The sequence below is a fragment of the Streptomyces sp. NPDC055966 genome, from assembly GCF_042269865.1.
Taxonomy (GTDB): domain Bacteria; phylum Actinomycetota; class Actinomycetes; order Streptomycetales; family Streptomycetaceae; genus Streptomyces.
This window is the reverse complement of record NZ_JBHJYK010000014.1, coordinates 182,432-195,440: the sequence shown is the minus strand read 5'-3', so window position 1 is coordinate 195,440 and position 13,009 is coordinate 182,432. Positions and strand designations below refer to the sequence as shown.

Here is a 13,009-nt window from a genome sequence, read left to right as displayed (position 1 = left end):
TGTGTTACGGAATCTGGTTCGGTGGACCATACGTTGTCCGACACCCCGTACCGTCACCCGAGAGCCGCACCGAGAAGAGGTCACCCGTGGGCACAGTCGTCGACGACGCCGCCTCCGTGGAGTTCCGCGCCTTCTTCGAACAGCACTACGCCGAACTCTCCCGTCTGGCCTACCTGTTGACCGGCGAGTCCGACGCCGCGGACGATCTCGCGGCGGAAGCGCTGCTGGCGCTGTGGCACCGCTGGGACCGGGTCCGCGCCGCCGACCACCCGGTGGCGTACGCGCGCGGCGTGGTCGCCAACCTGGCCCGCACCCGGATCCGCAGCGCCGTGCGCGAGCGGCGCCGGATCGCGCTGTTCTGGTCGCACCGCGAGGAGCGGACCGAGGACCCGGACGTGGCCGGTGTGGTGGACGTGCGGGAGGCGCTGCGGGGACTGCCGTTCCGCAAACGGGTTTGTGTGGTGCTGCGGCACGCGTTCGACCTCTCGGAGAAGGACACCGCCCTCGCACTCGGGGTGTCGGTGGGTACGGTGAAGAGCCAGACGTCCAAGGGCATGGCCGAGCTGCAACGGCTGCTCGGCCCCCGGGGCGATCCGCGGCGGGTGCACGCGGCGACGGCCGCCCGGACCGGCGAGAGCGGAGGAAGAAACCGATGAGGCAGCAGGACGTGCACGACGAGCTGCGCGCCCGGCTGCACGAGGCGGCCGGGGTCCACGAGCCGGACCGTGCGCGCATCCTGGCCCGCGTGGAGCGCGGCATGACCGCGCCCGCCGGCTCCCCCCGCCCCGACCGCCGGGCCACCCGCCCGCCGGCGTGGGGCTGGGCCCGGGTGGTCGGGGCCACCGCGGCGGTCGCGAGCGTGCTGACGGTCGGCGGGTACGCGGTGGCGTCCGCCGTGCGGGACAGGTCTCCCGCGCAACAGACGGTCGCGGTCTCGCCGACCCCGACCCCGACGCCGACGCCGCACGCGACGACCGCTCACCCGTCGGCGGGCACCACGAACCCGGCGCCCGGCGCGGGCGCCACCCACGCGACGCGCGCGCCGGTTTCCTCCCCGTCCCGCACGCCGGACGCCTCCGCGCGGCCGCCCGTGGCCCGCAGCGAACAGCAGGGCCCCCTGTGGTCGGACGGCTCGGTCGACCCGCACAGCAACGACTTCTGGGCACAGAGCGATCTGACCCTGAGGACGTCGAAGCAACTGAGCTCGCTCACGGTCGAGTTGAAGGTTGCTCAGACCGGTGGAGTGTCCTCCACGGGCGACTGGCGCTCCCTGCCGGAGACGGACTTCACGCAGACGGTCGAGGAGCGGGGCGGCTTCCTCGTCTACACCTGGACCCTCAAGGAGGGCCGTACGGTCCCGGCGGGCGAGTGGGTGTTCGCGGGACAGTACGACCACGGGCGCGGCGGCCGGGACGCGAAGGCCGACGGCTACACCGTCACGGGCACCGCGGACGGCACCGGCTATGCGGTGAAGGGCGACTTCGCGAAGCACGGCTGACCGCGCCCCCGGGAGAAACGCGGTACGGCCGTCAGGACACGAAGTACGTCGGGTTCGGCAGCTTGTACGTCCGGTCGGCGAAGCCGCCGTCCAGGTCCGAGTACTGGTCGCCGAAGTTGGCGATGATCTCGTAGCCGAGGTCGTCCTCGATGTGCCGGCGGGTGCCGGACTTGTACTGCACGGTCGTGCACTTCCAGCTGCCCTGCGTGGCGCAACCGCTCAGGTAAGCGGGCGGGTTGGCGGCGTTCTTGAGGAACATGTGGTCGGCGTCGAGGTTCACATCGGCGCCGACCCTCTTCAGGTTGGCGACGGCGGCGGTGCGCTGGGCCTCGGTGAGACCGGAGTTGTAGAAGACCTCGACGCCCCTGGACTGCGCGTAGCGGACCAGTTCGGGGCTGCCGAAGACGGCCGGCCGGTCGGCGCGGTTCACGTAGTCGTTCCACGTGGTGGAGTTGTACGTGTAGTTGTACCGCTTCTCGTAGTCCAGGCTGAGCAGCAGTGTGTCGTCGATGTCGAACATGACGGCCGGCTTCTCGCCGTGCCGGTGCGCCTTGCGGGCGGCCCTGTCGATGTAGGCCCTGGCGTCGGCGTCGATGCGCGCCAGGTCCTTGGCGTACGGGCTGTCGGGCGACGCCTGGTAGACACCGTTGCTGTCGGCGGTGGTGCCGTAGTAGGTGTCGATGTCCTTCACCAACTGCCCGATGTTGTAGGGCTCGTGGGTCGAGTCGGCGGTCGACTGCCGGGCACCGGCCGCACCCGCGCCGTACAGCGCGGCACCGGCGATGGCGCAGGCGGCTCCGACGGCGGCGACTCTGTGGGACTTCCGCATGAAAACTCCGGATCCGGTTGTTGAGAGTGATGTACCAGGTCACGGACTGTCTACGCGCATCACACCCTGCTGGGCGAGCGGTGTTACCCGATCGATACGATGACGGTCCCACGACACGCCACCCTCCTTGCGGCGGACTTCCCCGCCGCGCGCCAACTCCGGGCCCAGGTCACGGAGGTGACCGCCGAGCGCCCTCGGGGTGACCCGAGCGGTCCGGTCGAGGGGGGAGGATCGTGAGCATGAAATTCGTCGACGTGCACTGGGAACAGCACGGGTTCTTCCTCGACCCCCGCGCCTATCTCCATGAACTGCCGCGCCTGCGAGGCGAGTTGCCGCCCGGCGCCTGGGCCTTCGTGTCCGATCCCGGGCACTACGACATTCCCGGTGCCGCCCGCTGTGTGAAGGACCTGGAACTGGCCGGGGTGCGGCTCGCGACCGACAGGAGCGGGGGGCTGGTGCTGGAGTTCGCGCCCAACCGGTGGAAGCACGACTCCGGGCTGCGCGTCAGCTACTCGGGGGTGCGGCACTTCGCCGTCGACTACCACCGTGCCATCGACTGGATGGCGGTCGACACGGTGCTCCTGGACGAGGTGCTTCCCGACGAGAACGGCGGCTGCGTCCACGAGATCGAGTTGACCGACGCTACCGTCACGGTGCGGTGCGACGATCTGGAGGCGGTGTGGGGCGGCGACACGGGCTGGGCCCGGTGACCGTGCGGTGCAGTGTGCGGCCGGGGCAGGGGGAGGCCACCGGCTTCGACCTGGGGGACATGGTCGTCACCGGGGACCTCGGCACGGCCGACTCGGCCGGCCGTGTTCCGGATCAGGGCATGATGATCCACCTGTCGGTCGTCACCCTGCTGGACCAGCTCCGCGGCTTTCTGCGGGGCGACGTCCGGTACCTCCGGTACAACGGGGTCGACACGTCGTTCACGCTCGTTCTGCGGCGGGCCGAGCACCATGTGTCCGTGTCCGGGCGGGACGGGCTCCTCGGTCGGACCACCGGGCCCGAACTCGCCGCCGCGGCACTGGACGCCGCCGAGGACCTTCTGCGGGTCCACCCCCTGCCTCCCGGCGATCCCGTCGCCGGGGACTACCGGGACGCCCTGGCGCGGTTCCGCCCCTTCGTGGCGTCCCGGTAGTCCTCAGGCGTTCAGTTCATGGTCGCGCCGATCGCCGTGCCGCCCGTCGTCAGGAACGTCGTGGCCGGCAGTGAGCCGTCCGGCTTACGGGCGTTGTAGACGGTTCTGCCGACGCGGGACCTCGTCCCAGGCGCGGCGTCCGCCGCGGGGCCGGGCCGGCGCGGGCGCCGTGCGCTGCTCCGCCGCGGGAGCGATCTCGGTGATCACTTGGTCTCACCTCCGAACTTGCTCAGCCGCAGATAGACGATCGAGCAGAAGCGCAGGATCACGAACGCCACGTCGACGCTGGTGCGGGCGATGCAGACGGGAAGGGTCGTGGTCTCTCTCCCCCCCCGCCGGGCCGCCGCCGGTCAGGGTGTAGAGCAGGTCCTCGGAGACGGACTGGAGGTCGGCGAGGATGAGGATCGCGAAGAAGGGCACGCCCCGCCAGAGGTCGGCGACGACCGCCGCCGGGAAGACGGTCTAGGTGTCCGAGGGCCAGCTGGTGCCGTACGACCCGAGCCCCGCGTCGGCGAGGTAACGGGTGGTGCCCGTCTGGGAGTTGTAGAGCATCACCCAGATCGCGGAGGTCAGCACGCCGGAGACGGCCCACGGGGAGAAGACCAGGGCGCGGCCCAGCGACCGTCCGACGAAGGTCTGGTTGACGATGAGGGCGAGCGCGAGTACGAACAGCAGCTGCAACCCGACTTCCACCACGACCCACTTGGCGCTGAAGGTCAGCGTGTCCCAGAACTGGGGGTCGTGGGCGAAGGCCTGGGTGAAGTTGCCGAGGCCCGCGAAGCCGTTCCGTCACGGCTTGGTGGGGTTGTCGTTCTGCAGGCTGTAGGAGAAGACGCTGAGCACCGGGTAGGCGATGAAGCCCAGCATCAGCAGGGCCGCCGGGGCGATCAGCAGGTACGGCAGCCTGCGCGGGGTCGCGGAGGCACGGCGCCGCCGGGGTGGCGCGGGCGGTTTCGCCACGGCTGCGGCTTGGGCCATGACTGTTCTCCGTTCCGAGTAAGCGCTTGCCGATCGTTGTTCGAGATCTCGGCCACGGAAAGGCGTGAACGAGGCCGGGCTCAGCCCGCGTACGGTTCCCGCACCGTGCCCGGCCGCGCGAGGAACTCGAAGTCGCAGCCGGTGTCCGCCTGGGTGATCTGCTCGGCGTAGAGCGCGCCGTATCCGCGCTCGTGGCGCACGGGCGGCGCTGTCCACTGCGCCCGGCGGCGCGCCAACTCCTCGTCGTCGACGTCGAGTCGGAGGGTGCGTGCCGCGACGTCGAGGGTGATGAGGTCGCCGGTGCGCACCAGCGCCAGCGGTCCGCCGACGTACGACTCCGGGGCGACGTGCAGCACGCAGGCGCCGTAACTCGTGCCGCTCATCCGGGCGTCGGAGATCCGGACCATGTCGCGCACCCCCTGCTTCAGCAGGTGGTCCGGGATGGGCAGCATGCCGTACTCGGGCATGCCCGGACCGCCCTTGGGGCCCGAGCCGCGCAGCACCAGCACGCTGTCGGCGGTGATGCCGAGCGCGGGGTCGTTGATGGTGCGCTGCATGGTCCGGTAGTCGTCGAAGACGACCGCCGGGCCGGTGTGCTTGAGCAGGTGGGGCTCGGCGGCGATGTGCTTGATGACCGCGCCGTCCGGGCAGAGGTTGCCGCGCAGTACGGCGACCCCGCCCTCGCGCGCGACCGGGTTGTCGCGGGTCCGGATGACGTCGTCGTGGTGCACCCGGGCGCCGTCGAGCTGCTCGCGCAGGGTGTCGTACGCGACCGTCGGCCGGTCGAGGTGGAGCAGGTCCGGGATCCGGGAGAGGAAGCCGGGCAGCCCGCCGGCGAAGTGGAAGTCCTCCATGAGGTAGGTCCGGCCGCCGGGGCGGACGTTGGCGAGGACGGGCACCGTGCGGGCGATCCGGTCGAAGTCGTCCAGGGTGAGCCGCACGCCCGCCCGGCCGGCCATGGCGATCAGATGGATCACGGCGTTGGTGGAGCCGCCGAGCCCGAGCACGGTGGTGACGGCGTCCTCGAAGGCGTCCCGGGTGAGGAGGTGGCTCAACCGGCGGTCCCGGTGCACGAGTTCGACGGCGGTCAGGCCCGCCCGCGCCGCCATCCGGTCGTGCCCCGAGTCCACCGCCGGAATGCTGGACGCGCCCGGCACGGTCACGCCGAGGGCCTCGGCGGCGGCCGTCAGCGTGGACGCCGTGCCCATGGTCATGCAGTGGCCGGGCGAGCGGGCCAGACCGCTCTCCAGCTCGGCCATCTCGCAGTCGCCGATGAGGCCGGCGCGCTTGTCGTCCCAGTACTTCCACATGTCGGTGCCGGAGCCGAGGACCTCGCCGCGCCAGTGGCCCGGGAGCATGGGCCCGGCCGGGACGAAGACGGCCGGGAGGTCGACGCTCGCCGCGCCCATGAGCAGGGCGGGCGTCGACTTGTCGCAGCCGCCCATGAGGACCGCGCCGTCGACGGGGTAGGAGCGCAGCAGCTCCTCGGTCTCCATCGCGAGGAGGTTGCGGTAGAGCATCGGGGTCGGCTTCTGGAAGGTCTCGCTGAGCGTGGAGACCGGGAATTCGAGCGGGAAGCCCCCCGCCTGCCACACCCCCCGCTTCACGGCCTGCGCACGGTCGCGCAGGTGCGCATGGCACGGGTTGATGTCGGACCAGGTGTTGAGGATCGCGATGACCGGCTTGCCGAGGTGCTCCTCGGGGAGGTAGCCGAGCTGGCGGGTGCGGGCGCGGTGACTGAAGGAGCGCAGGCCGTCGGTGCCGTACCACCGGTGGCTTCTCAGGTCCTCGGGGCGCTTGCGCGGGGCGCTCATATCGGCCATCCGGCGGCGATGGCGGCGACCTCGGCACGCTCGTCCTCGGGCAGCGGCCGGCTCGGCGGGCGCACGTCGCGGCGGCACAGGCCGAGCGAGGCGAGGGCCTCCTTGACGACGGTGACGTTGTTGGCCGAGCCGTGGGCGGCGCGCAGTTCCTCGAAGCGGCGGATCTGCTCCCAGACCTTCATGGCGGCCGGGTGGTCGCCGGATCTCAGCGCTTCGAGCATGTTCAGCGAGACGGCCGGGGCGACGTTCACGAGGCCGGAGGTGAAGCCGGTGGCGCCCGCCGAGAAGTAGGAGGGGGCGTACGGCTCGGCTAGTCCGGCGACCCAGACGAAGCGGTCGAGACCGGCGTCGCGCGCGAAGGCGGCGAAGCGGGCGGCGTCCGGTACGGCGTACTTCACGCCGATGACGTTCGGGCAGTGGTCGGCGAGTTCGGCGAGCCGGGCGCCGGGCAGCTGGGCGCTGCGCAGGTACGGCACCACGCCCAGCTCGGGCACGGACTCGGCGATGGCTCGGTGGTAGTCGACCCAGCCGGCCGGCGAGACGTAGGGGTGCACGGGCTGGTGGACCATGACCATCCCGGCGCCGAGGTCGCGCGCGTGCCGGGCGGAGGCGATGGCGGTGGGCAGGTCGTGTCCGACGCCGACGAGGACCGCCGCGCGCTCCCCGGCCTCCTCGACGGTCAGCTCGGCGACCAGACGGCGTTCTTCGGGGGCGAGGGCGTAGAACTCGCCGGTGTTGCCGTTCGGGGTGAGGGTCGTGATCCCGCCGCCGAGCAGGCGGCGCAGCAGGGCCCGGTGGGCGCCGGTGTCGACGGAGCCGTCCGCGGCGAACGGGGTCACCGGGATGGCCACCACGTCGGCCAGGGCCGCCCGCCTGCTCTCGAACGTCACGCTGCTCATGCATGGCCTTCCTCTGAGTGGGGGTCGCCGTCCGAGGGGAACGCGCGCTGGACGAAGGACGCGATGTGGGCGTGCAGGGCGCCGGCGGCCGCGTCGGCGTCGCCGGCGAGCGCGAGCCGCAGGATCTCCCGGTGCTCGGCGGCCTCCCGCTCCCAGGAGGGGTCGGTGGCCCAGGCGACGGCGGAGACGAGGGCGGCCTGGTCGCGGACCTCGTCGAGCATCCGGCCGAGCAGCGGGTTGCCGCACGGCAGGTACAGCGCGCGGTGGAACTCCCGGTTGGCCAGGGAGCGTTCGGCGGTGTCGGTGGCGCCGTCGGCACGGGCCAGCGCGTCGCGCGCGGCGTCGAGACGGGCGCCGCGCCGGACGGCCCTGCGCAGCGCCTCGGGCTCCAGCAGGAGCCGTACGTCGTAGACCTCGCGTGCCATGTCCGCGTCCACCATGCGCACCGTGACGCCCTTGTACTGGCTCATCACGACCAGCCCGGTCCCGGCGAGGGTCTTCAGCGCCTCGCGCACCGGGGTCTTGGACACCCCGAACTGCGCGGCCAGCTCCGTCTCGACCAGAGCCTGACCGGGCGTCAACTGCCCGGTGAGGATGCGGTGTTTGATCGCGTCCAGCACGTACTGCGTGCGGGACGGGATCGGGGTGGGCACTGAGGTCATGCGGCCCTCTCGGATCTCACATATCGCGTCTCATATATGACGTATGAAGTACGACGCGTTGAAGGTAGGAGGGGGCCCGTGTTTCGTCAATGCTTCTGACAAAGGAAGCCGGGGGCCTCGGAGGACGTCGGGGTTCCGGGCCGGGGTGCCTCAGCAGGTGCGGGTGTCGCCCTCGACGGCGGCGCGGGTGGGCCGGCCCGCCACCGCGGCGGCGCGCGCGGTGGCCGCCTCGCGGGTGAGCGTGGGACCGACGTGGGTGACGAGCAGCTCGCGCACCCGCGCCTCCCGGGCGATGCGCCCGGCGTCCTCCGGCGTGAGGTGCACCTGTTCGCCTTCGCGATGGACGTCGATGTCGGCCTCGCACAGGAACAGGTCGGCGCGGGAGGCGAGTTCACCGAGCGCCGCGCACGGCCCGCTGTCCCCGGAGTACGCGAGGACACTGCCCTGGCACTCGGCGCGCAGTCCGTACGCCTCGGTGTCGTGGGCGACGGCACGGGCGGTCAGCCGCAGGTTCCAGTGCCGGACGTCGTGGCCGTCGTACAGGGCGCGGAAGTCGAGGACGCCCTTGAGGAAGTCGACGTCCGCCCGCCCGAGGAAGCCGGCCAGCCTCTGGGCGCAGTCCTGCGGGGCGTACACGGGGACCGGCGCGTGCGGGGTCGCCCCGCCGAAGGCGAAGGCGTAGGCGGCGGCGAGCAGATCGGCGCTGTGGTCCGCGTGCAGATGGGAGATCCAGATCGCGGTCAGCCGCGCCGGATCCGTGTGCCGCTGCAATTCCGCGAACGACCCGGGCCCCGCATCCACCCACACCTCCGCGCCCCCACCGGCCAGCAGGTACCCCGAGCACGGCCGGTCGGGCCCGGGGTGCGGGGAGGCGGTGCCGAGGACGGTGAGGGTGAGGGGCATGGGACGAGAGTACGGCGCCGGGTGAACCGGACACGCGGCAACTCGGGCCCTCCTGCGTGTTGTCAGGCCGGTACCGGCCGCCACCCGGGGTCCCGGCCGCTCAGCCCGATCGTCCGGTCCAGCAGCGTCGCGGACTCCGGCACCTCGACCACCGGCCCGAACAGCCCGTTCCCGCGGTTCGGATCATTCGCGGCGGCGCGCAGGAACGTGAGCGCCGAGCCCAGCGCGGCCGGGTCGGGGGCGTAGTCCTGGCCCGTGGCGCGCGCCAGGTCCCACCCGTGGACGACCAGTTCGTCGGCGACGACCGCGCCCGCGACCGCCGCCGGCAGGTCCACGCCACCGGCCCGGGTGTCCCCGGTCCACGCGGCCGGGTCGCGCCAGGCGTCGGCCAGCTCGTCCAGCGCCTTGGGCAGTTCCTCGCGCCAGCCGGGGCCGATGTCCGGGACGGCGGCGTTCGGGTTGGTGTCGGTCGTGGGGCCGAGGTCCTTGCGCGCCGCGTCGCGGAAGGCCACGGACAGTCCCAGCAGGTGGCCCAGCAGGTTGCGCACCGCCAGGTCCGGGCAGGGGGTCGGGCCGGCCAGCTGCTCGTCGGTCACGGACTCGGCGAGCCGCGCCACGGCTCTGGTCTGGGGTCCGAGGTCGAACGTGGTCATGTCTGCCTCACTCCTTCAGGGTCGCGATACCTGTGCTCCCGTACGAAGGACAGACCGGCCGGCGCGCGGAAACTCATCGGTCCCGCCCGTTCCCGTTCGCGTCCGCGAGGGAAATAGGGCACCTCACCGATCCCCGCCGACCCCCCTTAGCTCCACGATGACCAGGCATGACGACTTCCTGGACCCTGCCGCGCGTCCTGCGGGACCGCAACGCGGGGCTGTATCTCACCGCCCTGACGGTGTCCGCCTTCGGCACCTCCTCGCTGTGGCTGGCCTCGGGTGTGTGGGTCAAGGACCTCACCGGGTCCGACGGCCTGGCCGCCCTGTGCATGCTCGCCATGTGGGCGCCCACCCTCGCGGGCCCGGTGCTCGGCACCGTCGCCGACCGGGTGCGCCGGGGGCCCCTGCTGGTCCGCATGGACCTGGGACTCGCCGCCGTCCTCCTCACGCTCTTCGCCGTCCGCTCCCCCGGCGGGCTGTGGCTGCTGTTCACCGTCCTGCTGCTGTACGGCACGGTGGCGGTCGTCGCCGAGGCCGCCGTGGCGGGGCTGGTGACCGCCGCCGTCGACGAGGACCTCCTCGGCGATTTCAACGGGCTGCGGATGACCGTCACGGAGGGCATGAAGCTGGTCGCCCCGCTGACCGGGGCGGGCCTGTACGCGGCCCTCGGCGGTCCGGCGGTCGCCTGTCTGGACGCGGCCACCTTCGTGGTCTGCGCCGGTCTGGTCGCCCTGCTGCGGGTGCGCGAGGAGCGGCCCGTACGGTCCGGGCAGGGCTGGTGGCGGGAGACCGCCGACGGGGCGCGGCACCTGTGGGGGCACCCCGGGCTGCGTCCGCTCGTCGCGGCCGGCGGTACGACGATGCTGCTCGGCTCGCTGAGCGCCACGACGGTGTACGCCGTCGTGGACCGGCTCGGCCGCTCCCCCGCCTACACGGGCGTGCTGTACGCCGTCCAGGGCGCGGGGTCGGTGGCGGCCGGGCTCGTGGCGGGGGCCGCGCTGCGGCGCCTCGGCGGACGCCGGCTCGCGGCGGCGGGCATCGCGCTGAACGCGGTCGCGGTGGCCGCGCGGGCGGTGCCCTCGGACGCGGTGGCCCTCGTGTCCGCCGCGGCGACCGGGCTGGCGCTGCCCTGTGTGCTCGTCGCGGTGTTCACCGCCGTCCAGCGGGAGACGCCCGGCCCGCTGCTGGGCCGGGCGACGGCCACCGCCAACACCCTCGTCTTCACGCCCAACGTCATCGGGCTGGGCGTCGGCGCGGGCCTGGTCGAACTGGCCTCCCCCGCACTGCTGTTGCCCCTCTACGGCCTCGCGCTGCTGCTGACGGCGGCCGCGACGGCTCAGCGCGCGGCCGGCCCGGACAGCGCGGACAGCGCCTCCCGTACCGCGTCGAGGTCGTCGTCCGACGCCAACCCGGCGTGATACAGCCGCAGTTCCGTCGCGCCCTGCGCACGCGCGCGTGCCGCGTCCTGCGCGAGGGTGCCGGGGCTGCCGCCCATCCCGGACACCACGGTGAGGTTGGCGGCGATCACCGTCCCCTCGCGGGCGTGTGCGGCGAAGGGCGCCAGCAGGCCGGTGCCGCCGGTGCACGGCACCACGACGCCGTCGGCGACGGCGAGCACGCGCGCGGGGTCGACGCCGGCGTTGGCGCCGCAGTGGTGGGAGACCGGGTCGGCGTGCAGCAGGATCCGGAAGCCGGCCGGTGCGGCGGCGCGGACGGCGGCGACGGCCTCCTCCTGAAGGCTGCCGGCGGTCTCCTCGCGCCACGCGCGCGTGCGGGCGGCCGGCTCCTCGCCGAGCAGCTTGACGACAGTCGGCCAGCCCTCGTCGTCCGCCGTGCCCCGCCACAGCGGCTCCAGGGCGTCGCGCACGGATGCCGCCAACCGGTCGGGGGCGAGGCCCTGTTCGCCGTACCCGTCGCGGCAGGCCGGGCAGAAGCACAGGGCCATCAGGTACTGCCCGGCCTCGCCGAGGCCGACCCCGCCGGTCTTGTCGTGGGCGTGCAGATGCTGGAGCCCGTACCAGCCGAGGGACTCCAGCTCGGTGCCGTGCGCACCCGGACGTACGGCGGCCTCGGCGGCGAGGTCGACCAGGTACGCGCGCGTGGCGGGCTGGGCGATGCAGGGCGCCCAGGGGTAGCGGTCGCCGTAGGCGTTGACGACGGAGATGTCCGGATGCTCGGCGCCCAGGCGGGAGTTGTGCGCGAGCACGACCCAGGTGTGCACCTCCAGCCCGGTCGCGGCCAGGGCCCGTGCCGCCTCGCCGTAGGCGTCGCCCGGGGCCCAGCGGCCGGCGGGGTAGGGGCGCAGGCCGCGGCCCGTCCAGCGGTCGCCGGGCGGGTAGAGGGCGGCCGCGTACTCGGCGGTGACGATGCGGTGGCGGGGGTGGCGGGGGGTCAGGGTGCGGGTGGAGTGGTAGGCGGCGGCGAGGGTCACCTGCTCCACCCCGAGCCCGGCCACGCGCGCGGGGGCCGCGGGGTCGCCGTTGACGTCCCAGGGGTAGACGAACGCCGACGCCTTCACCGGCCCTCCTCCAGGAGTGCGTACCCGCGCTCGATCAGCTGGGCGAGCTGCTTGACGTGGTCCTCCGACGGTTCGTGCAGCGGGGGCCGGACCTCGCCGACGTCCAGGCCGCGCAGTCGTACGCCCGCCTTGACGAGGGAGACGGCGTAGCCGTGGCCCTGGGCGCGCAGTTCCACGAACGGGCGGTAGAAGCCGTCCAGGAGGCGCCGCACGGTCCCCGTGTCGCCCTGTGCGAGGGCGCGGTGGAAGGCGCGGGCGATCTCGGGGGCGAAGCAGAAGACGGCCGAGGAGTACAGGGTGATGCCGAGCGCGCGGTACGCGAGCTGGGTCTGCTCGGCGGTGGGCAGGCCGTTGAAGTAGAGGAAGTCGCCGGGGGCCTCGGTGCGCACGGCGCTGACGATGCGCTGCATGAGGTCGAGGTCGCCGAGGCCGTCCTTGAGGCCGATGATCCCGTCGGTGCGGGCGAGTGCGACCACCGTGGGCGGGGTGAAGACGGCGTTGTCGCGCTGGTAGACGATGACCGGCAGGGCCGTGGCGGCGGCGACCTCGCGGTAGTGCCGCAGCAGGCCCTCCTGGCCGGCCCTGACGAGGTACGGCGGCATGGCGAGCAGGCCGTCGGCGCCCGCCTCCTCGGCCAGGCGCGCGTAGCGGACGGCGAGCGCGGTGCCGTACCCGGCGCCCGCGACCACCGGCACGCGCCCCTCGGCGGCTTCGACGGCCGCCCGGACGCAGTCCCGGAACTCCTCCGGCAGCAGCGCGTGGAACTCTCCGGTGCCGCAGCAGGCGAACACGGCGGCGCCGCCGGCCTCGACACCGCGGCGTACATGGGTGCGGTAGACGTCGAGGTCGAGGGCGCCGCCCGGGCCGTAGGCCGTGACGGGGAAGAAGAGCGGCCCGCTCGGGTCGCTGAGCCGTTCGGTGAGAGGGGCTGGCGTCACGAGCTCTCCCTTGAGAAACACCGGTGCATGTTTCTGATTAACGTCTACATTTCTGAACGCGACCACGCTAAGGGGCCCTCTTACGGCAGGTCAAGCAGCCAAACGCGCAACTCCGGGGTGGATTCGCCGCGTTCACGCGACACTTGACGCTGACGGTTACGGCTCTC

13 protein-coding genes and 1 pseudogene are annotated in these 13,009 nt (G+C 73.0%); 5 read left to right on the top strand and 9 right to left on the bottom strand.

The features are described 5' to 3' along the window. Positions 1-86: 86 nt before the first annotated feature. Together ACFC8N_RS28370 and ACFC8N_RS28365 are read left to right on the top strand one after the other, a co-directional pair. On the top strand, positions 87-656 hold the full coding sequence (locus tag ACFC8N_RS28370; protein WP_376290899.1) for a SigE family RNA polymerase sigma factor: 570 nt from the start codon (positions 87-89) through the stop codon (positions 654-656). Continuing rightward, the gene (locus ACFC8N_RS28365; RefSeq protein ID WP_376290896.1) at positions 653-1,498 is read left to right on the top strand and encodes a hypothetical protein; all 846 of its coding nucleotides are present in this window, start codon (positions 653-655) and stop codon (positions 1,496-1,498) included. Before ACFC8N_RS28370 ends, ACFC8N_RS28365 begins: the two co-directional genes overlap by 4 nt. Before the next feature lie 31 nt (positions 1,499-1,529). Here the strand turns inward: ACFC8N_RS28365 and ACFC8N_RS28360 are convergent, their stop codons facing one another. Continuing rightward, positions 1,530-2,327: an HAD family acid phosphatase gene (locus ACFC8N_RS28360; protein WP_376290893.1), complete on the bottom strand. Its 798-nt coding sequence runs from the start codon at positions 2,325-2,327 to the stop codon at positions 1,530-1,532. Between the two features lie 239 nt (positions 2,328-2,566). Between ACFC8N_RS28360 and ACFC8N_RS28355 the strand changes: the two genes are divergently transcribed. Continuing rightward, positions 2,567-3,037, top strand: coding sequence for a hypothetical protein (locus ACFC8N_RS28355; protein WP_376290890.1), 471 nt, complete (start codon positions 2,567-2,569; stop codon positions 3,035-3,037). Then, positions 3,007-3,468, top strand: a complete 462-nt coding sequence (locus tag ACFC8N_RS28350) for a hypothetical protein (RefSeq protein WP_376291011.1) — start codon at positions 3,007-3,009, stop codon at positions 3,466-3,468. The genes ACFC8N_RS28355 and ACFC8N_RS28350 overlap by 31 nt, the downstream gene beginning before the upstream one ends. Positions 3,469-3,671: 203 nt before the next feature. On the opposite strand, the pseudogene ACFC8N_RS28345 reads toward ACFC8N_RS28350, so the two are convergent. The 6 genes and pseudogenes from ACFC8N_RS28345 to ACFC8N_RS28320 form a co-directional block, all read right to left on the bottom strand. Then, positions 3,672-4,446: pseudogene (locus ACFC8N_RS28345) on the bottom strand (carbohydrate ABC transporter permease). An 80-nt stretch (positions 4,447-4,526) separates the two neighbouring features. After that, complete coding sequence (gene araD, locus ACFC8N_RS28340; protein ID WP_376290887.1) at positions 4,527-6,269, bottom strand: L-arabinonate dehydratase; 1,743 nt, start codon at positions 6,267-6,269, stop codon at positions 4,527-4,529. Continuing rightward, the gene (locus ACFC8N_RS28335) at positions 6,257-7,168 is read right to left on the bottom strand and encodes a dihydrodipicolinate synthase family protein (RefSeq protein WP_362818945.1); all 912 of its coding nucleotides are present in this window, start codon (positions 7,166-7,168) and stop codon (positions 6,257-6,259) included. The genes araD and ACFC8N_RS28335 overlap by 13 nt, the downstream gene beginning before the upstream one ends. Continuing rightward, entirely contained in the window at positions 7,165-7,830 is a 666-nt protein-coding gene (locus ACFC8N_RS28330; protein WP_356030982.1) for a GntR family transcriptional regulator, read from the bottom strand. Before ACFC8N_RS28330 ends, ACFC8N_RS28335 begins: the two co-directional genes overlap by 4 nt. Before the next feature lie 150 nt (positions 7,831-7,980). Next, positions 7,981-8,733, bottom strand: a complete 753-nt coding sequence (locus tag ACFC8N_RS28325) for an MBL fold metallo-hydrolase (RefSeq protein ID WP_376290883.1) — start codon at positions 8,731-8,733, stop codon at positions 7,981-7,983. A 62-nt stretch (positions 8,734-8,795) separates the two neighbouring features. Then, positions 8,796-9,386, bottom strand: a complete 591-nt coding sequence (locus ACFC8N_RS28320; protein ID WP_356030980.1) for a TIGR03086 family metal-binding protein — start codon at positions 9,384-9,386, stop codon at positions 8,796-8,798. 167 nt (positions 9,387-9,553) lie between these two features. Here ACFC8N_RS28320 and ACFC8N_RS28315 point away from each other — a divergent pair, with 167 nt between their 5' ends. Next, positions 9,554-10,804 carry an MFS transporter gene (locus tag ACFC8N_RS28315; protein ID WP_362818951.1) on the top strand — a complete coding sequence of 417 codons (1,251 nt, stop codon included), beginning with the start codon at positions 9,554-9,556 and terminating at the stop codon, positions 10,802-10,804. Here the strand turns inward: ACFC8N_RS28315 and ACFC8N_RS28310 are convergent. Together ACFC8N_RS28310 and ACFC8N_RS28305 are read right to left on the bottom strand one after the other, a co-directional pair. Further along, positions 10,723-11,904, bottom strand: a complete 1,182-nt coding sequence (locus tag ACFC8N_RS28310) for a hypothetical protein (protein ID WP_362818953.1) — start codon at positions 11,902-11,904, stop codon at positions 10,723-10,725. The genes ACFC8N_RS28315 and ACFC8N_RS28310 overlap by 82 nt on opposite strands. Beyond that, positions 11,901-12,842 (bottom strand): 5-dehydro-4-deoxyglucarate dehydratase, encoded by a 942-nt coding sequence (locus ACFC8N_RS28305; RefSeq protein WP_356030977.1) that lies wholly within the window; start codon positions 12,840-12,842, stop codon positions 11,901-11,903. Before ACFC8N_RS28305 ends, ACFC8N_RS28310 begins: the two co-directional genes overlap by 4 nt. Between the last annotated feature and the right edge of the window lie 167 nt (positions 12,843-13,009).

Excerpts from the sequence above, each read along its gene's own strand:
- ACFC8N_RS28365 (WP_376290896.1), top strand. The coding sequence starts at position 653 with ATGAGGCAGCAGGACGTGCACGACGAGCTGCGCGCCCGGCTGCACGAG.
- ACFC8N_RS28360 (WP_376290893.1), bottom strand. The coding sequence starts at position 2,327 with ATGCGGAAGTCCCACAGAGTCGCCGCCGTCGGAGCCGCCTGCGCCATC.
- ACFC8N_RS28355 (WP_376290890.1), top strand. The coding sequence starts at position 2,567 with ATGAAATTCGTCGACGTGCACTGGGAACAGCACGGGTTCTTCCTCGAC.
- araD (WP_376290887.1), bottom strand. The coding sequence starts at position 6,269 with ATGGCCGATATGAGCGCCCCGCGCAAGCGCCCCGAGGACCTGAGAAGC.
- ACFC8N_RS28335 (WP_362818945.1), bottom strand. The coding sequence starts at position 7,168 with ATGAGCAGCGTGACGTTCGAGAGCAGGCGGGCGGCCCTGGCCGACGTG.
- ACFC8N_RS28330 (WP_356030982.1), bottom strand. The coding sequence starts at position 7,830 with ATGACCTCAGTGCCCACCCCGATCCCGTCCCGCACGCAGTACGTGCTG.
- ACFC8N_RS28325 (WP_376290883.1), bottom strand. The coding sequence starts at position 8,733 with ATGCCCCTCACCCTCACCGTCCTCGGCACCGCCTCCCCGCACCCCGGG.
- ACFC8N_RS28320 (WP_356030980.1), bottom strand. The coding sequence starts at position 9,386 with ATGACCACGTTCGACCTCGGACCCCAGACCAGAGCCGTGGCGCGGCTC.
- ACFC8N_RS28315 (WP_362818951.1), top strand. The coding sequence starts at position 9,554 with ATGACGACTTCCTGGACCCTGCCGCGCGTCCTGCGGGACCGCAACGCG.